The organism is Citrobacter tructae (assembly GCF_004684345.1).
In the GTDB taxonomy this organism is placed as follows: Bacteria; Pseudomonadota; Gammaproteobacteria; order Enterobacterales; family Enterobacteriaceae; genus Citrobacter; species Citrobacter tructae.
Genome location: NZ_CP038469.1, coordinates 1,159,054 through 1,177,310, shown reverse-complemented (window position 1 = coordinate 1,177,310; position 18,257 = coordinate 1,159,054). Strand labels below are relative to the sequence as shown.

General features: G+C 49.6%; 13 protein-coding genes and 2 pseudogenes. 10 read left to right on the top strand and 5 right to left on the bottom strand.

What is annotated here, in order from left to right; all coding sequences use genetic code 11:
- Positions 1–43 precede the first annotated feature (43 nt).
- Positions 44–208 carry a YnfU family zinc-binding protein gene (locus tag E4Z61_RS24050; RefSeq protein ID WP_332593663.1) on the top strand — a complete coding sequence of 55 codons (165 nt, stop codon included), beginning with the start codon at positions 44–46 and terminating at the stop codon, positions 206–208.
- Between the two features lie 156 nt (positions 209–364).
- Positions 365–8,947, top strand: coding sequence for a GH36-type glycosyl hydrolase domain-containing protein (locus E4Z61_RS06155; protein WP_135322014.1), 8,583 nt, complete (start codon positions 365–367; stop codon positions 8,945–8,947).
- 19 nt (positions 8,948–8,966) lie between these two features.
- On the opposite strand, the gene E4Z61_RS06150 is transcribed toward E4Z61_RS06155, so the two are convergent.
- Positions 8,967–9,200, bottom strand: coding sequence for a hypothetical protein (locus tag E4Z61_RS06150; protein ID WP_135324887.1), 234 nt, complete (start codon positions 9,198–9,200; stop codon positions 8,967–8,969).
- A 153-nt stretch (positions 9,201–9,353) separates the two neighbouring features.
- On the opposite strand from E4Z61_RS06150, the gene E4Z61_RS24345 reads away from it, so the two are divergent.
- Both E4Z61_RS24345 and E4Z61_RS23940 read left to right on the top strand, forming a co-directional pair.
- Positions 9,354–9,530 (top strand): YnfU family zinc-binding protein, encoded by a 177-nt coding sequence (locus E4Z61_RS24345; protein WP_420808698.1) that lies wholly within the window; start codon positions 9,354–9,356, stop codon positions 9,528–9,530.
- A gap of 68 nt (positions 9,531–9,598) precedes the next feature.
- On the top strand, positions 9,599–9,868 hold the full coding sequence (locus E4Z61_RS23940; protein WP_205746882.1) for a hypothetical protein: 270 nt from the start codon (positions 9,599–9,601) through the stop codon (positions 9,866–9,868).
- A 311-nt stretch (positions 9,869–10,179) separates the two neighbouring features.
- Here E4Z61_RS23940 and E4Z61_RS06140 read toward each other — a convergent pair.
- A pseudogene (locus E4Z61_RS06140) lies at positions 10,180–10,368 on the bottom strand (hypothetical protein); the annotation flags it as partial.
- Here E4Z61_RS06140 and E4Z61_RS24290 point away from each other — a divergent pair.
- The 6 genes and pseudogenes from E4Z61_RS24290 to E4Z61_RS06110 form a co-directional block, all read left to right on the top strand.
- Positions 10,366–10,482 (top strand): annotated as a pseudogene (locus tag E4Z61_RS24290) (DUF1722 domain-containing protein); the annotation flags it as partial. The pseudogenes E4Z61_RS06140 and E4Z61_RS24290 overlap by 3 nt on opposite strands.
- Positions 10,483–11,011: 529 nt before the next feature.
- Positions 11,012–11,392 (top strand): hypothetical protein, encoded by a 381-nt coding sequence (locus tag E4Z61_RS06130; RefSeq protein WP_135322012.1) that lies wholly within the window; start codon positions 11,012–11,014, stop codon positions 11,390–11,392.
- A 24-nt stretch (positions 11,393–11,416) separates the two neighbouring features.
- Positions 11,417–11,677: a membrane lipoprotein lipid attachment site-containing protein gene (locus E4Z61_RS06125; RefSeq protein WP_135322011.1), complete on the top strand. Its 261-nt coding sequence runs from the start codon at positions 11,417–11,419 to the stop codon at positions 11,675–11,677.
- Positions 11,678–12,191: 514 nt separating this feature from the next.
- A complete protein-coding gene (locus tag E4Z61_RS06120) occupies positions 12,192–12,869 on the top strand; it encodes a DUF3313 domain-containing protein (protein WP_135322010.1) in 678 nt (225 codons plus the stop codon).
- A gap of 136 nt (positions 12,870–13,005) precedes the next feature.
- Entirely contained in the window at positions 13,006–13,281 is a 276-nt protein-coding gene (locus E4Z61_RS06115) for a hypothetical protein (protein ID WP_135322009.1), read from the top strand.
- Positions 13,282–13,382: 101 nt separating this feature from the next.
- Positions 13,383–14,855, top strand: coding sequence for a GGDEF domain-containing protein (locus E4Z61_RS06110; RefSeq protein ID WP_135322008.1), 1,473 nt, complete (start codon positions 13,383–13,385; stop codon positions 14,853–14,855).
- Positions 14,856–14,886: 31 nt separating this feature from the next.
- On the opposite strand, the gene trpA is transcribed toward E4Z61_RS06110, so the two are convergent.
- Genes trpA through trpCF form a run of 3 tightly spaced genes read right to left on the bottom strand, consistent with a single transcriptional unit; the run spans position 14,887 to position 18,255 of the window.
- On the bottom strand, positions 14,887–15,693 hold the full coding sequence (gene trpA, locus E4Z61_RS06105) for a tryptophan synthase subunit alpha (protein ID WP_135322007.1): 807 nt from the start codon (positions 15,691–15,693) through the stop codon (positions 14,887–14,889).
- Complete coding sequence (trpB, locus tag E4Z61_RS06100) at positions 15,693–16,886, bottom strand: tryptophan synthase subunit beta (RefSeq protein ID WP_135322006.1); 1,194 nt, start codon at positions 16,884–16,886, stop codon at positions 15,693–15,695. The genes trpA and trpB overlap by 1 nt, the downstream gene beginning before the upstream one ends.
- Before the next feature lie 10 nt (positions 16,887–16,896).
- On the bottom strand, positions 16,897–18,255 hold the full coding sequence (gene trpCF / locus E4Z61_RS06095; protein ID WP_135324886.1) for a bifunctional indole-3-glycerol-phosphate synthase TrpC/phosphoribosylanthranilate isomerase TrpF: 1,359 nt from the start codon (positions 18,253–18,255) through the stop codon (positions 16,897–16,899).
- Positions 18,256–18,257 lie beyond the last annotated feature (2 nt).

The following is an 18,257-nucleotide window of genomic DNA, read 5'->3' as shown; positions in this document are numbered from 1 at the left end:
AGGCATGATATGCTGAAGCTCATTCATTGAAAGGTTAATCATCATGTCTATCATCGATTATGCAATGAAGTTCATCAGTGGCGCATCGACCTCCTCTGTCATCTGCCCGATTTGTGGCTTACGGTCATCTCAACCCCTCTCCAAAATTCGCCGTAAACAGACATTGCTGTGCCCGGGGTGTAAGGCTTTGTTTGTCTCACCTCGCTAACCCTGACACCCCATCGCACATAAACCCAGTGTTCTATACTTAAGTCAAATCTTAGCAGCTGTTAAATCCCTGATGCCTTACGTCCATCCTGAGAGAACGTTTCTTAACTGATTTCGCAACTGCTCCTGCGCGCTAACGTCGCATCAGAGCAACGCTATGAAAATAAACCCCAGGGCGTGGTTTAACCGCTCACGTATTCCTACAAATGCCTCCGGACTCGTTATGTTTTCGGCGAACGATCCTGCTGGTGAAAATAATCCGCGGTCAGAACTCTTTTCGACCGCTCAGATGGAACGCTTCGGTCAGAAGTTGGCGCGCACGCATAAATTATCGCCGGATAAACTTCCTTACTACCTTCTGAAAAGGCTCGGTGACAATGAAGCCGTGATCACGCAAAACTGCTACGAACTCAATGCGGGGAAAAAAACGAGTATTATGCCCGCAGGAGAGTGGCTGCTGGACAATTACTACCTGATTGAAGAACAAATCCGCACTGTCCGCCAGCACTTGCCGAAAAGCTTCGGTAAAGGTCTCCCGTCTCTGATGTCACCGCTGAATTGCCCACGAATTTACAATATTGCATCAGAGGCTATCGCTCACGGTGATGGTCGCTGGGATGTCGCAAGCCTGACCAGCTATCTCACAGCCTATCAAAAGGTTACACCGCTGACATTAGGCGAAGTATGGGCCCTGCCGGGGATGTTGCGGCTGGCTTTAATCGAAAATCTTCGTCGTATCAGCATGGATGTTGTGAAGGCTCAGCAGGAACGAAACCTGGCAGATACGTGGATAACAAGAATTTTCGAATGTGCAGAGAGCGCCCCTGCTGATTTAATCATGGTGGTAGCTGATATGGCGCGCTCCCGACCTCCACTAACCAGTGCATTTGTCGCAGAACTGGTGCGGCGCCTGCAGGGACATGGAAACGCGCTGTCTTTACCTCTGACCTGGGTTGATCAGTGCCTTACAGAACAGGGGATAACCACCGATGTTCTGATACACAGTTTCAATCAGCAGCTCGCCGCCAGCCAGCTATCCGTCAGTAATAGCATCGCGGGTCTGCGATTACTGAGCGAAACGGACTGGTCTGATTTCGCCGAATTGATAAGCGTCGTCGAACAGGTATTACGCAATGATCCTGCCGGTATCTATCCCCTGATGCACTTCAATACCCGGGATCATTACCGCCACGTTATTGAGATTCTGGCCAGAGACAGTGGTCTCAGTGAGCCTGTGGTGGCTAACAAGGTGCTGGCGCTTTCAGTGGAAGCAGCTCCCGACACACAGGAGCATCACGTTGGCTATTATCTGGCGGGGGAAGGTCGACAGCAGCTGGAAATATATCTGTTGGCAGACACCTCCAGGTTCATACGTTTGCGGCACAGTTTCAACAAAGTAACCCTGCTGTCATGGCTCGGAAGCCTGGCGTTGTTGACGACCGCAACGACAGCGGCAATATTGCACGAAACAGCCCTGCAGGGCGCAAACTGGCTGCTGATTGCGGTCGCATTGCCTCTGATTATCGCTCTTACTCAGTTAATGAGTGATTTACTCAGCGATGTAACCACCCGTTTTCGCGTTCCTCGTCCATTGCCAAGGATGGATTTTTCAACGGGCATTCCCACTGACAGTGCAACGATGATCGTCATCCCCTGTATGCTGACCAGCCACGAAAGTTTCAGCAAACTTCTCACCAGCCTTGAAGTCTGCTGGCTGGGGAATCAAAACGAAAACCTCAGCTTTGCTCTGCTCACCGATTTCGCTGATTCCGGAAGTGAACACTCTCCGGAAAACAACGTACTGCTTAGACAAGCGATCGCCGATTTGCAGACGCTTAACCGGCGTTATCCGTTCTGCCGTCCACGTTTTTATCTGCTACACCGACAGCCTGAATGGAACTCCGCTGAAGGAACATGGATGGGCTATGAACGTAAGCGGGGAAAACTGGCGTTGCTGAATAGCTGGTTGCGTCATCCGGGAGCGCAATTCGTCAGCGTTGCAGACATGCCTGCTCATCTTTTACCCGGTCACATTAAATATGTCATCACACTGGATAGTGACACGGTACTGCCGCGCGATACGGCGCACAAACTGGTCGCGACAATGGCGCATCCGCTGAATAAGCCAGAGTATGATCCAGTACGCCAGAGGGTCGTCAAAGGATTTGGCATTTTGCAACCCGGTCTCGCGGAGGAGATACCACGCAACGGTCAGGGACGTTATGCCGCCATGCGCAGCAGTGTGCCGGGCAATAATCCCTATTCGATGATGTCTTCGGATATCTATCAGGATCTCTTCGGGGAAGGTTCGTTCGTGGGCAAAGGGATTTATGATGTTGATATCTTTGTGCAAGCCACCGCCAACACCTGCCCTGAAAACCTGGTTCTCAGCCATGATTTACTTGAAGGATGCTATGCGCGCTCGGGTCTGCTGAGTGAAGTTTTACTCTACGAACAGTACCCTAACAATTATCTTTCGGATGTTGCGCGCCGTTCTCGCTGGATACGGGGCGACTGGCAACTGCTCAACTGGCTGAAACCACACGTCAGAAAAGCCGATGGAACCCGGGGTAAGAATCCGCTGTCCACGCTTTCTTACTGGAAATTGTTTGATAATTTGCGGCGCAGTCTGGTCGCGCCATCTTTACTGATATTATTGTTCTTCGCTCTGCTTTGGGTACCCAATCCGTTTTACTGGCTTGGCGTGCTGATACTGATATGGCTGTTGCCAGCCATCCTCAGCATCGCCTATGACCTTCTGCATAAACCGTTGCGTCGCCACCTGAAGCAGCATTTGCTGCTGGCAGGAACAGGGGCGCTGAAGCGCCTGTCAGGTATCGGCCTCAATTTCGCGATACTGCCACACGAAACCGGATACTCTCTGAAGGCGATTGCCGTGACGTTATGGCGACTAGGGGTCAGCAAGCGTCACCTCAGCCAGTGGGTCAGCTATAGTTCAGACAGTAATCAGTCCAGGCCCTCAGTTGCTCGTTTTTATCAGGCTATGTGGCTGAATGTTGCTGGTGGCGTGGCTCTTACAATACTGGCCGGACAATTTGCCCCTCAAATGCTGGCGATTGCTTTATCTATCACCATTTTATGGTGCCTGGCACCACTGTTGATGAGTTGGCTGAGTCGCCAGCCTCTGCGTAAGACGTTTTCGCCGAATCAGGAGCAAAAACAGCTGTTACGCCAGACAAGCCGTGAAATCTGGGCATTTTTTGAGACGTTTGCCACAGAGAAAGAGAACTGGCTTCCGCCTGACAACTATCAGGAAATACCGCAACCGACGGTGGCCCATCGTACTTCGCCAACCAATATTGGCCTTTCCCTGATGGCTAACCTGACGGCCTGGGACTTTGGCTACTTGCCCGGAGGGGAGGTACTCCAGCGTGTGTCGCTCACGCTCGATACGTTGGATAAAATGGAACACTACCGGGGCCATCTCTATAATTGGTATGACACCCGTACGCTTGCACCTCTCAGCCCACGCTATGTTTCGAGTGTCGACAGCGGCAATATGGCTGGTCATTTGTTGACACTGCGTGAAGGGCTATCCGCTATGCGTCATCAGCCTGTTTTTAATACCCAACAGGTACTGGCCGGGCTGAATGATACTCTGGATATTCTGGAAAAACAGTGGGGCCAGAGTTCACCCTCAAGTCTTCAGTTATTGCGTGAAAACTGCCTGATTGCCGTATCGCTTTTTCCGAAGGCGTTTTTCAGCGAGCTGAAAAAAATGCGCACGCAGTGCAATCATTTGACAAGGCAATGTCATCAGGGGTCTCCCCTTCAGGTGCGTTGGGCGGGGCATCTGGAGCATCAACTGGTACAACTTTGCCATGAGTGGTCGCTACTGCTCGACTGGTTACCTGAATCCTGGAACGAACCAACGTTGCCGACGCTGAGCTGGCTTGCCTGTGCGACATTTACGGGAGAAGGAACGCCTCCGGCATCAGTGACGGTACAGGCCCGGATGCGACTGAATATTATCACCGAGCTTGAACAGCGACTGGATAGTCATTCTCGGATGGATTTCGCCTTTCTGTACAGTGAAGCAACCAGTCTGCTGAGCGTCGGCTATAACTGTGACACGAATACGCCTGACAAGAGTCACTACGATCTCCTGCCATCTGAAATCCGCCTGACCAGTTTTCTCGCCATCGCAACTAATCAGCTGCCCCTTAAAAGTTGGTACGCTCTGGGGCGGTTGTTTACTACGATTGATAATGAAACTGCTCTGATGTCATGGAGCGGTTCAATGTTTGAATATCTGATGCCGAATCTGGTGATGCCCACCTGGCCTGGCAGCCTGCTTAATGAGATGAGTCAGTCGGCGGTTATGCGCCAGATTCACTGGGGGAAAGAACGTGGGGTGCCATGGGGAGTATCAGAGTCTGGTTATCATGCTTTTGATGCTCAGCATAATTATCAGTATCAGGCATTTGGCGTGCCTGGTCTTGGTCTGCGCAGGGGACTTGCCGATGACATGGTTGTAGCCCCTTACGCCACACTGCTTGCGCTGATGGTATCGCCACAGAGGGCCTGTGAGAATCTGTTCAGACTGAAAAAAAATGGCGCTCATGGCGAATATGGTTTTTATGAAGCGCTGGACTATACACCCTCACGCCTCGCAACCGGTCAGCTGTATGCGGTGGTGCAGTCCTGGATGGCACATCACCAGGGCATGGCATTTCAGGCTCTGTCCCATGTGCTGCTTGACGCTCCAATGATTGAGCGATTCATGTCCAGTACCGTATTCCGGTCAGCGAGTCTGCTGTTACAGGAGCGAGTGCCGGATGCGCCCGAGCTTTACAGTCCACGCCGTCATTTTGAATCTCATGAGGGCAGGGTCAAACCCGTCCGCTATGAACCCCGTATTTTCAGTGGGGTGGATACCCCGGCTCCGGATATTCAACTGCTGTCCAACAGCCATTATCATCTGATGTTAACTGCGGGCGGCGGAGGTTACAGTCGTTGGAATAATATTGCTCTTACGCGCTGGCGCAGTGATTCCACCCGCGATAACTGGGGGGCATTCTGCTATATCCGTGATTTGCAGACGGGTGACGTATGGAGCAATACCTGGCAACCTACAGGCAATGCCGGCGGACACGACGAGGAGGTGATTTTTACCGATGCGGGGGCTGAGTTCAGACGCACTTTCGGGGGACTCAGCGTCAAAACTCAGGTTGTGATCTCCCCGGAGGATGATATCGAACTTCGGCGACTCACTCTCATTCATCGTGGTCGCCAGCCCCGAGCTCTGGAACTGACAACTTATGCCGAAGTGGTACTGGCGTCTGATGCCAGCGATCTGGCACACCCGGCATTCAGCAATCTGTTTATTCAGACGGAGCTTAATCCTGAACGTGACGCCATTCTTTGCCACCGACGCCCACGTTCACCGGATGAACCGAGCCCCTGCCTGTTTCATATGATGGTGGTGCATGGCGATAATCGTAAGAGCGTCTCGTTTGAAACGGACAGAGCAAAATTTCTTGGTCGTGGCAGAAGTCCTGCTGATGCCCTGGCAATAGAGAGCGGAGGGGCGCTCAGCAACACTTCGGGGTCAGTGTTGGACCCTATACTGGCGATACGCCACGCTATTATTCTGCAGCCGGGGCAGCCGGTCACGATTGATATCATTTATGGCATCAGCGATACCCGCCAGCAAAGCCTGGCGTTGCTGGAAAAATATCGTGATTACCCTATCGCTGATCGCATCTTTGAACTGGCCTGGTCTCACAGTCTGGTGGTATTACGTCAGATGAACGCCAGTGAAGATGATGCCTCGTTGTTTAATCGTCTCGCCAGTGCAGTGCTTTACCCCATTCAGGAGCTACGAGCCGACAACCAGGTCATCAGCCGTAACCGGCGTGGTCAACCCGGTTTGTGGGGTTGGGCAATTTCAGGCGACCTGCCGATAGTGCTGCTCAGCATTACCAGTGAAGAAAGTATCGCCTCTGTTACCTTACTTATTCAGGCACACCGGTACTGGAGACAGAAAGGACTGGAGGTGGATTTAGTGATCCTGAATAACAGCCCCGGAGGCTACCAGCAGGGATTACAAAATCAGATTATGGATTTAATTTATGCTGGGTCTGAAGCCAGTCTGTTGGATAAAAAGGGCGGGCTTTTTGTCCGTAATGGCGAGCACCTCTCCGCTGAGGATAAGTTGCTTTTGATGAGCGTGGCCTGTCTTTATCTGGATGACCGCGCAGGTGGAATTAATGAGCAACTTAACCAGCGTATTCATACTCTTAAACCTCCTGGCAGGGCATTCATTCCACATGCTGTACTTGAACTCAATCAACATACGGACTGGATACCCGATATCAGTCAGTTACGCTATTTCAACGGGTACGGCGGATTTTCTCAGGACGGTCGGGAGTATCAGATTGTCCTGCGGGAAAATACTCTGACGCCTGCTCCCTGGTCAAACGTACTGGCAAACTCCCGTTTTGGCAGTGTAATTTCAGATGCAGGACAGGCCTATACCTGGTATGAGAATGCACATGAATATCGGTTAACACCGTGGGAGAACGATCCGGTTAGCGATCGTAGCGGTGAGGCGTTTTATCTGCGCGATGAAGAGAGCGGTAAGTGCTGGTCACCGACGGCTTTGCCAGTTCGCGGTCACGGTGATTACCTGACACGACATGGTTTTGGCTATAGCGTCTTTGCCCATCGTGAGTTTGGTATAGACAGTGAGTTGACGGTCATGGTTGCCGAAGATATGCCGGTTAAACTGGCGATCCTAACACTCAGTAATACTTCGGGACGTACACGTAAACTCTCCGTGACAGGCTATGTGGAGTGGACGCTCGGAGAATCCCGAACCCGCTCAGCCCCCCACGTTGTGACACAGGCTGCCAGTATCCCTGGTGGATGCGGGGTGCTGGCGAACAACTTTTACGGTGATAACGGTGGCGTGCGTACTGCATTTTTTGCCGTCAGTGGTAATTACTGTTCGCTGACGGGAGACCGGCGGGAATTTATCGGCCGTAATGGTTCCCTGCACAACCCGTCAGCCATGAAACTGCGCAGACTTTCAGGTAAGACAGGCGCAGGTCTGGATCCCTGCGGCGCGGTACAATCGGCTGTCACTTTAATTGACGGGGATCAGAAGACGTTTATTTTTGTCCTCGGCGCAGATGAGAATCATGCCCGCGCGCATGAGACGCTCGCCCATTATCTGAATGAGGATACAGTTCGCCAGGAGCTGAACCGGGTTCACAACCACTGGCACAATGTGCTCGATAAAATCGTGGTGAACACCCCAGACACCTCCGTGAATTTGCTACTCAACGGCTGGCTGCTGTATCAGACAGTAGCCTGTCGCCTTATGGCTCGCAGTGGTTATTATCAGTCTGGTGGTGCATTTGGTTTTCGCGATCAACTGCAAGATACGCTGGCATTGAGCCATGCCGATCCGAACCGGATGCGTGAACAGATACTACTGTGCGCATCACGGCAATTTATTGAGGGGGATGTGCAACACTGGTGGCATCCTCCACACGGCAACGGTGTACGTACCCGCTGTTCTGATGACTACCTGTGGCTTCCGCTTGCCGTTTGCCACTATGTGGAAACCACTGGGGATGAGGATGTCCTGGAAATACGTATACCTTATTTGGAGGGGCGTTTGCTCCAGCCTGGTGAAGAGTCTGTTTATGACACTCCTGTCATCAGCGGAACCGAAGAGACACTCTGGTTACACTGCGTCAAAGCGATTCAGCATGGACTGAGATTCGGCGAGCATGGTCTGCCGCTGATGGGGGCGGGTGACTGGAATGACGGAATGAACCGGGTTGGTGTCGAAGGTAAGGGTGAAAGTGTCTGGTTGGGCTTCTTCCTGTACGACCTCTTGCAGCGGTTTTCGGTGCTGGCGGAGCGCAGAAAGGACGACAGTGTCGCCTCGCTATGTCGTACGCAAGCACTGCATCTGCAAAAAAGTCTCGAAACCCATGCTTGGGATAATGAATGGTACCGACGCGGGTATTTTGACGATGGTACTCCTCTGGGGGCTAAAGCCTCGCAGGACTGCCGGATTGATGCGATCGCGCAGAGCTGGTCTGTATTGTCAGGGGCCGCGAGCCCTGGCCGCTGTGCACAGGCCATGCAGGCACTGGATAAGCACCTTGTGGATAATGATGGTGGATTGATAAAACTGTTAACTCCCCCTTTCGATGGACACGGTCCTAATCCGGGTTACATTCAGGGGTATCTGCCCGGTGTGCGGGAGAATGGGGGACAGTATACACATGGTGCTATCTGGGCGGTGATGGCATTTGCCCGAATGGGAAATGCTGAACGCGCCTGGCAACTCTGGTCAATGCTCAATCCGATAAATCATACTCTGAATGCAGACTCGGTCGGGATTTATAAAGCCGAGCCTTATGTCATGAGCGCTGATGTCTACAGTGTCACGCCCCATACCGGACGAGCTGGATGGAGCTGGTATACTGGCTCTGCAGGTTGGGCCTACCGTCTTCTTACTGAGGAGCTACTGGGGATAAAACGTTCTGGTACCACCTTAACTGTCCATGCCCGGTTGCCGCATGAGTGGCCGTCTTTTTCTATGACATATCAATATGGCGAAAGCCATTATCAGATTAGTGTTTCACGCGGAGACGGAGAATATCAGGTTACACTTGATGGCGTTCTCCTGCCTGATGACAGAATCCCGCTGTGGGATGATGGACAAAACCATACGGTTGAAATTGTTCAGAACTGACACTGGCTCAAAACGCGCATTAACGTCTGCCGTTAATGCGCTGATTATCTCTAAGGACATCAATCGCGGTTTGCATGGCGACTTTGTCATCACGCTTTTTTTGCCTGTCCTGCATCACCTGGAGATACTCAAGCAACGTTCGGGTATTAATCGGTCGTCCCTGTTTACTCACAGCCAGTACGGCTTCACCAAGGATAATTTTCACTGGCGGCAGTTGAGCGGGGTACCAGTCAAGGGTGTCTTCTGATTTCATCATAATTTTCTCAGGGAAGGGTATTGTATCATAAACCAGACATTCATTTTTCAATGTCTGATGTTTTGATTCAGTAATAAATCATCATAACTTAACCAAGATAATTTTATATTAACGCGTATAATAACTATTATAATCCAAAGAGTATTATTTATGTCTTATACAAAAGGACTCAGGCACTTTAAAGAAAGACCCGTTAATGTTGCCTGCCCGGTATGCGCACACAGGGCAGATCAGAAAGCAGGTAAACTGCGAAAAGATGCTGTGCTGGAATGCCCTGCCTGCGGGTTGTTATTCAGGCCATCAGAATGCTGGTGTATCGGCGGTTGATGGGGTCCCAAAATGATGCCGGGGAATGACATAAATTCTCTTGTATTGCAGTTGTAGAGGGCATGATGATGAAAACAAAAAAAACTGTTTTTATTGAAGGGGATATCCTTTCGAGCAGCTGTCACGGACAGGCAGGCCAACCTTTCTGTATCCACAGAGTTAGATTTAGTAATGGCAAATATGCGATTGTTCGGGAAGCATCAGGGATATGTTTCAAGGCAGGCGAAGTTATTCAACGAAACGATTGCGAATGGTTTTATAACCTTACCCAAATTCATCTTCTCTCTTTTGAGTATCTTGAGGATGATGAGTCCAGAAGACAATTCCTTGAATATTAATAACAACCACTTAAATGTTATAGTAATAAAAGTGTTACTGACTTAAAATTCGCTCTTGGCTCTTCAGAACTCTTCCTAGTAGTTGAATAAATATTTTATTTTTATAAGTTTTTGGCGAAATAATATTTTAGCTTATTGATTATTCGCGATAATACGCAGGATTTAAAATCCTTCGGAGGGGCAAAAACTCGTCCCCAAAACTGAAAACAGATTTTTGATAATCAATGAGTTACAAGAGGTAATTGCGAGTTGTTTTTGATGGCTGAAATCATAATAATTTTATATTTATCATATTGTTAGCTGAGTGTTGGTTATGTGATTCTGCGCCATATTGGCTGGATTAACTGGGCTCCCTGATTTTTTACATTCCCGACGGCATGCGTCACGGCGCCCTCTGCTTCATCTCCTCGTTCAAATGGTGTGCTGCCGATCACCGCCATAAATATCGGCTGACCATCGGCCTGATGAATGAAGTGGGGCTGCCTCTTGTTACCTTCCTTTACCGCAAAAAGATAATGGCGATCCTCAACAATCCAGCCTGACGAAAAAATCACACTAACATATTGATGCATATTTATGGCTACTTCCGTAACATTATTGAAGTAACTCATAGAAAAACCCATAAATTACCCCGGTATCATTTGTTAATAATTTATCGGCCTTAATGTTAATTATTCTTGGCGTATTGTGTTTGGTGATATCTAATTGCATAAAGTTGCAGGTGAATGTCTACTTTATTTCATGTGTAACGCCTTGGGTCAGAATGTTCTTATTAAAGTATGGGTGATGAAAAATATTTGCATGTCGAATGCGCTTAGTGATATTTATTATAAAACCAAACACGCATTACATTTGCATGTTATTGGTGTGCAAACAGTGTTCACGAATGACTACTTTGCTATTAACTTATTGTTTTATATGTAAATTGTTATAATTTAAATAATTGTGACTTAGAAGGGGTTTTATTAATGTTGTCATTGATGATTTCAGGTGAAAGTAAACATTTAATGTTTTTTGGTTAATGTAATTATTAACCCATGCCGAGGGGTGACGGCATCTTACTTTATTAGTGTGTACTGAAAGAGAACATGAAGCATACCGTGCGGACATTGAAACCGCTGACTATTCATTAAGAGATAAACCATGAAAAAATTAATTGTATTTGCCATTGTTGCCGCTATTCATTCATCACCGGCATTGGCTATCAATGCTCAATACCGGGCTCAGCTCGAACGTTCCGGCTGTACTGAAATGAATGCAGGAACCACCTGCAATATTCACAAAACTGCGGAGCAGAACGAACGAAATGCCCGTCGCCATGGTGGCAATAATTCTCCGGATGTAATCCGCACGCATTTAAACCAGATGGTGATTGGATCTTTCCGCGGAGAAGCTGTCGATGTTATGGAGTCTGATGGGTGGACGCGGATCTCTCAGGACGGCAGCAAATATCGTAAGGGTGAACGTTACGCAACCCTGGTCTGGGGACAGGATGATGCTGTTGCATCGGTAGTTGTTCGCTGATTCGTAATAAAAGAGACACAACACATGAAAAAAATAATCACATTTATTGCACTCACAACTTTATTGTCTGGCTGTTCTGCAGATTTTGCACAACGTTATGCTGATGCAAAACGTGAGCAGGACCGTAAGGAACACCATCATCACCATCATGATCGCCAGAATGACGACTACACCAGTTCCGATGGGTATCGCATGATCACTAAACAAGGTGTAACTCTCCCTGATTGCGAAGACCTGCCAGATGCGAGTCAGGCAGATAATGGTGGACGCTGCTGGTACAGGTAAGGCTGCAATCCTTTTAGCCTACGAAGATCCATCATTCCGTTAGACTTATCAATTCCAGGCCTGAACAACCTTTTTCTGCTGCGCCATAGGAGGTAACCAATGGCGCAAAATAACATCCAACATACCCAACTCAACGCTAACCAGGCTGACGAACACTATACGTCAGGAGGAGCTTGTGAGCGGCTTTACAACTCGGGAAGGGAAAACAATAATAATGCAGTGACATGACACTACGCCTAAAATCAGTTGTATTGACTACTGATGAAGAACGTGGGAAATGTACTCGCCCTCCAGACGTTTCCGGTGATTTTTTAAATCATCACGCTTCGTTTTAATGCTAATAAGCTGTACACATTTTACTCGCAGTGGTTTATTTGAGCAATAAAAGTGCTTTTTTACATTGTTGGTATTGTTATTGATAAAAAATACATTTTGACACGATTGGCTAATCCATTTGCTGAATGTTTATTTGTTATCTTTCATCCGAATTTATTTCTCTTTTGGGGTTTTTTGGATGAAATTTAAATGCTTGCTTAAGGTCGCTTTGTGTACTGCTGTTCTTTCTGCTGTTGGGTGTGCATCAAAAGTACCAGATAAAGACAAATACTCTGGCTTTTTAAACGATTATTCGGGGTTGGAAAAGGCAGAAAGTAAAACAGGAAAGCCTGTTTTAAGGTGGATTGATCCTAATTTCAATCCAGGAAATTATGACAGCATTGTGTACAATTCACTCGTTTATTATCCAACACCGAAGCCAACAACTCAGGTAGGAGAGCAAGTACTGAGTCAGTTGCTGACCTACACAGATAATAAATTGAAGCAATCATTTGCCGCGCGAAAACCGTTGGTTTCAACACCTGGACCGAGATCGCTGATTTTCAGGGGGGCAATTACAGGTGTGAGCAGCGAGAAAGAGGGACTCCAGTTCTATGAAGTTCTACCGGTAGCTTTGGTTGTCGCCGCAACGCAGGTCGCTACAGGCCACCGGACTATGGATACTCACTTATACATTGAAGGTGAGTTGATTGATGCTACAACCCAGAAACCGGTATTAAAAGTTGTTAGATTAGGTGAGGGGAAAGATCTGAACAATGAAAGTACTCCAATGACTCTTGATAACTTAAAACAGGTCATTGATGACCTGGGAACTGATGTGACGGGATTTAGTATCAATGAGCAGTCAGGCTCGTAAATATAGCAAATAAAAATTAAGTATTACGGTATTTACTCATAGTCCCGCAACCGCGGGGCTGTTTTTTCCTTCCCGCCTTTTCACCCTTCGATGAAATGCTACTCTTTAAGCAAACCCGCGTTGAGGGGCGTTAACGATGGAGTTGACTAGTCAACTGCTACAACAAAGAATTTCACTCCTGGAATCATCAAGCAACGATGACATGGCAGAGTTTGCCCTGTATGCTGCGCGCGCGTTGCTGGCGTACATGAGTCGGGTGGAGAGTCTTGAAAAAGCCCTTGCCGTACCGATTAAATTACCTTATTGCAGCGCCAGCCCGGTTTGTGAAATTGAAGCCGGCTATGCCGCAGGGGTCAGCGACTGCCGCGAGGCAATCCGTCAGGCAGGGTATCCGATTGATGGTGATGATTAGTTTGTGTTTTTGTTAATAAGATGTGCTTTTATGTGTGTAAATCTGTAACTTAGCGCTCAGGTAACTGATTTAGCAATGCTGATAACCATCAGGGTGGACTCGTGAAGATTGTGCAGGATAAGCTCAGAAACAGGCAGGCATTGCTGGTCTCGGGCCTCATTACACTGATATTTACTTCACTGTTTCTGTTTATCATTTACGAACAGCGTATGGCTACCGCGAGTGATGGAATCAATCGTCTACAATCGCGTCTCATGGACATCTTTAACGACAATGAACTGCTCTCAGATGCTATTGGGGAGCGCTATCATCACATCAGTAATGGCGAAAGATGTGGTGATGTATCGCGCTTTGTTCCACGGGAGGCGGGGGAATGGGGAATCAACGCCGACCGAAAGCGGGTACATTCGGCGTCAGGAGCCATTATTGCTAAACAGGCCAGTCAACAGGCCCTGTGTATGTTTACCGCCGCAGAGTTTATTCGCGGCATGGTTAATGAACTTAATCCGGGTACCTTTGACGCACATCGTTATATCATTGCCAAAGACGCTGAGTATTTTTACTGGTTTACGCCAGCCGATTCACGCAATTTTACTTTTTCTGATTCAGAGATGGCTCTGGATATTTCCAACTTTTTTTATCCACCGGTTGATTTCTATACCCGGTTATTGCAAAAAAACGTCAAAAATAAAGCCCTCAGTTCGACCGATCTTTATACCGATAAAATCACTGGTGACAAAGCGTACAGCGTAGTGAGTTATATTTACGATCTGTCGGGTGAGGACATCTCTGATCATATCGTGGCCTATCTGGTCTATGACCATTCGAAATCTGAACTGCAGGAAGAGTTGGCCAGCGCGTTTGAATACCAGGTCCCGCAGGGGCTTAACGTGGCATTGGTTAATTTACTCAATCAAGAGAGTCTCTGTTTAGCCGGTAAATGTGCCGCTATAAGCAACGCCAATGTCAGGTTATTGTCAGAAAAGTATGCGCTGCACTATTCAATTTCATTAGGTCGCTTTATGGTTCGCGATCCCCATGCCGGAATTGTTATTTTGCTGGCGCCATTCTTCTTCATTATTATCAGCTTTTCGCTGAAGTCGTGGTTGAATGAAAGTGACCTCAAAGTGTATATCGATTCCCTGACGGGGTGCTTTAACCGTAGGATCCTCGACATTATTAAACGCCGGGATTTATCTCATTGCTCGGTCGTGCTACTGGATTGTAATAAGTTCAAGGCTGTCAACGACACCTGGGGACACGCGGCTGGGGATCGTGCGCTGCAAATCATTGCCAACAGAATGTTGTCTAATACCCGAACCAGCCATGATCTGGTGATTCGTACCGGTGGGGATGAGTTTATGATCCTGCTGTTTCGCTCTCAGGCGAATGACGCTATCGCCATCGCCGAGCGTATTAGCGGGCAGGTCAACAATCACGTGTTTGTAGTGGATGGTCATACCGTACCGCTGTCGGTGTCGTGGGGAATTGCGGAGGTGAATGGCCAACTGGATGTGGCTATTCAGAATGCGGATAGCGCCATGTACCAAATGAAGCAGGCGAAAGAAAGGTAAACCGCCAGAAACCTCTGGCGGTCGTTTCATTTTACTGATGTGTGGCGGCTTTCATCGCACTGACAAAAGCTTTTAACTCAGCCAGCATCTGTTCTGGTGCAGCGACATTTTTCTCGATGATTTTGACTATCGCCGAGCCAGAAATCGCCCCAGCGGCACCTGCTTCAATAGCTCCCGTTACCTGCTCAGGTGCAGAGATACCGAAGCCCTGTAAAGCAGGCGGCGCATTGTACTCTTTCAATTTTTCCACCAGATGATGCAGTGGTAACGCCGCACGGTTTTCTGCACCGGTTACGCCTGCTCGTGACAGCAGATAGGTATAACCGCGGCCATTGGTGGCAATCTGGCGCAGCAATTCGTCATCGGCGTTAGGTGGGCAGATGAAAATAGGCGCAACGTTGTGGCGCAGCGCGGCCGTCCTGAACGGGGCTGATTCTTCTACCGGCACATCAGCCACCAATACAGAATCGACACCGACTTTTTCACACTGGGCGTAGAATTCATCAATACCCTTGTTGAACACCAGATTGGCGTACATCAGCAGACCAATAGGGATGGTAGGGTGTTTCTGGCGAATCAGCGCCAGCATTTCAAAACACTGTGATGGCGTCACGCCCGCCGCAAACGCACGTAAGGTGGCTTCCTGAATGGTTGGACCGTCAGCCAGCGGATCGGAGAACGGAATACCGAGTTCCAGCGCGTCGGCACCCGCTTCGATCAGCGTATCAATAATTTTCAGAGAGTGCTCAACAGAAGGGTCGCCGAGGGTGACGAAGGGGACAAATGCACCTTCTTTGCGGTCCTTCAGTTGTGTAAACAGGTTTTCATAACGTTCCATCAGATTTCCCCTCGCGCTTTCAGAATATCGTGTACGGTGAAAATGTCTTTGTCGCCGCGACCGGAGAGGTTAACCACCAGCAGCTGCTCTTTTTCAGGATTGTCACGCATCATTTTCAACGCGTGGGCCAGGGCATGGGATGACTCCAGAGCCGGGATGATACCTTCGTGCAGGCACAGAGTTTTGAAAGCGTCCAGCGCTTCGTCATCGGTAATCGATACATAGTCGGCACGGCCAATACTGTTCAGGTAGGCATGCTGTGGCCCAACGGACGGGAAATCCAGACCGGCAGAGATCGAGTAGGACTCTTCGATCTGTCCCTCTTCGGTTTGCATCATCGGCGACTTCATGCCGAAGTAAATCCCGACGCGGCCATGCTTCAACGGCGCGCCGTGTTCACCGGATTCAATCCCGTGACCGCCCGGCTCAACGCCAATTAGCCCGACGCTGGTTTCATTAATAAAGTCAGCAAACATACCGATAGCATTCGACCCGCCGCCCACACAGGCGATAACAGCATCCGGCAGACGGCCTTCTTTTTCGAGGATCTGCGCTTTGGTTTCTTCACCGATCATGCGCTGGAATTCACGCACAATGGTCGGGAACGGATGCGGGCCAGCCGCCGTACCGAGCATATAGTGCGCGGTATCGTAGCTGCCAGACCAGTCGCGCAGCGCTTCGTTACAGGCATCCTTCAGCGTTGCGGAACCGCTATGGACCGGGATCACCTCGGCGCCCATCAAACGCATACGGAACACGTTGGGTGACTGACGTTCGATGTCTTTCGCGCCCATATAGATGCGACACTTCAAGCCAAGCAAGGCACAGGCGAGTGCGGAAGCGACGCCGTGTTGACCAGCACCCGTTTCGGCGATGATCTCGGTTTTACCCATGCGCTTTGCCAGTAACGCCTGACCCAACACCTGGTTAGTCTTGTGTGCGCCGCCGTGCAGTAAGTCTTCACGTTTGAGATACAGCGTGGTGTTTGTGCCTGCGGTAATGTTTTGACATTTGGTCAGAGCGGTAGGACGACCCGCGTAGTTTTTCAGCAGGTCGGTAAACTGCGCCTGAAACTCAGGATCTTTTTGCGCGCTGACGAAGGCATCTTCCAGCTGGCGCAGCGCAGGCATCAGAATCTGTGGCACATACATGCCGCCAAATTCACCAAAGTAGGGGTTGAGTAATGTTGTCATGTCCTTTTCCTTAATATGCGCGCAGTGTTTGAAAGACCGAGGCCAGTAGACGAGCATCTTTGATGCCAGGCTGCGACTCTACGCCAGAATTAAAATCGAGACCGGCACAGCCGGTTTTAGCCGCCTCGACGCAGTTATCTGCACCGAGCCCGCCAGCCAGTAAAACGTTATCCAGCGATTGTCCGCCCAGCAGAGACCAGTCAAAGCGCTGCCCGCTGCCGCCCTGGCCGTTGTCGAAAACGTATTTATCAATATGCTGATAGCGACGGGCAGGCAGTGATTCGCCCACGCTCAACGCCTTCCAGATTTGCACCTGTTGCGGCAATGCTGCGCGCAGCGTGTCGACATAGGTCTGATCTTCGTTCCCGTGGAGTTGCACTGCTGTCAGCAACAAATGCCCGACGGCGGCGCACACGTCATCAATATTGCTGTCGCGAAACACGCCGACATACTGTAGCGGCGCACCTGTCATGACTTCACGCGCCTGCTCAATACTGACTGCGCGTGGCGAAGAAGGGACAAAAATCAGTCCGCCATAAATCGCGCCAGATTCATACGCTGCGTTGGCATCCTGCGCGCGCGTCAGGCCGCATACTTTGTTCTCGCCGAGCAACACGCGACGCACCGCTGCATGCAGATCGTTATGGGACATCAGCGCGGAGCCAATCAGGAAACCGTTGGCGAAGTGGCTCAGTTCGCGCACCTGTCCGTAGGTATTAATGCCGGATTCGCTGATCACGGTCACGCCGTGTCCCAGTCGCGGTGCCAACTGGCGGGTGCGATTGAGATCAATCGACAAGTCACGCAGGTCACGGTTGTTTATACCCACGACTTTTGCGCCAAGCGCAATGGCACGTTCCAGCTCTTCTTCGTTGCTGACCTCGGTCAGCACGCCCATTTTCAGGCTGTGTGCGACAGAGGCGAGCTGACGATATTGTTCGTCATCCAATACCGACAGCATCAGTAAACAGGCGTCAGCCTGGTAGTGGCGCGCCAGGTAAATTTGGTAAGGATCGATAATAAAGTCCTTACACAGAATCGGTTGTGGTGCGATGCGACTGACGACTGGCAGAAAATCAAAACTTCCCTGGAAGTATTTCTCGTCAGTGAGTACGGAAATCGCCGAGGCATAATGTTTATACACGCCCGCAATCTGTGCCGGGTCGAAGTCATCACGGATCACACCTTTTGACGGGGAGGCTTTTTTGCACTCCAGAATAAACGCGGTACGCGCGCCTTGCAGCGCATCGTAAAAGTGACGCGCGCTTGGCAGAATATCATTTTGAAAGCTGGCCAGCGGTTGCTGTTGTTTGCGGGCTTCTACCCAAATCGCCTTGTCTGCAACAATTTTCGCTAAAACGGTTTGCATCA

What these genes read in the sequence shown, in the direction of transcription:
- trpB (WP_135322006.1), bottom strand. Translation starts at nt 16,886, where the DNA reads ATGACAACATTACTCAACCCCTACTTTGGTGAATTTGGCGGCATGTAT.
- E4Z61_RS06125 (WP_135322011.1), top strand. Translation starts at nt 11,417, where the DNA reads ATGAAAAAAATAATCACATTTATTGCACTCACAACTTTATTGTCTGGC.
- E4Z61_RS06155 (WP_135322014.1), top strand. Translation starts at nt 365, where the DNA reads ATGAAAATAAACCCCAGGGCGTGGTTTAACCGCTCACGTATTCCTACA.
- trpCF (WP_135324886.1), bottom strand. Translation starts at nt 18,255, where the DNA reads ATGCAAACCGTTTTAGCGAAAATTGTTGCAGACAAGGCGATTTGGGTA.
- E4Z61_RS06130 (WP_135322012.1), top strand. Translation starts at nt 11,012, where the DNA reads ATGAAAAAATTAATTGTATTTGCCATTGTTGCCGCTATTCATTCATCA.
- E4Z61_RS06120 (WP_135322010.1), top strand. Translation starts at nt 12,192, where the DNA reads ATGAAATTTAAATGCTTGCTTAAGGTCGCTTTGTGTACTGCTGTTCTT.
- trpA (WP_135322007.1), bottom strand. Translation starts at nt 15,693, where the DNA reads ATGGAACGTTATGAAAACCTGTTTACACAACTGAAGGACCGCAAAGAA.
- E4Z61_RS06150 (WP_135324887.1), bottom strand. Translation starts at nt 9,200, where the DNA reads ATGAAATCAGAAGACACCCTTGACTGGTACCCCGCTCAACTGCCGCCA.
- E4Z61_RS24050 (WP_332593663.1), top strand. Translation starts at nt 44, where the DNA reads ATGTCTATCATCGATTATGCAATGAAGTTCATCAGTGGCGCATCGACC.
- E4Z61_RS24345 (WP_420808698.1), top strand. Translation starts at nt 9,354, where the DNA reads ATGTCTTATACAAAAGGACTCAGGCACTTTAAAGAAAGACCCGTTAAT.
- E4Z61_RS23940 (WP_205746882.1), top strand. Translation starts at nt 9,599, where the DNA reads ATGAAAACAAAAAAAACTGTTTTTATTGAAGGGGATATCCTTTCGAGC.
- E4Z61_RS06115 (WP_135322009.1), top strand. Translation starts at nt 13,006, where the DNA reads ATGGAGTTGACTAGTCAACTGCTACAACAAAGAATTTCACTCCTGGAA.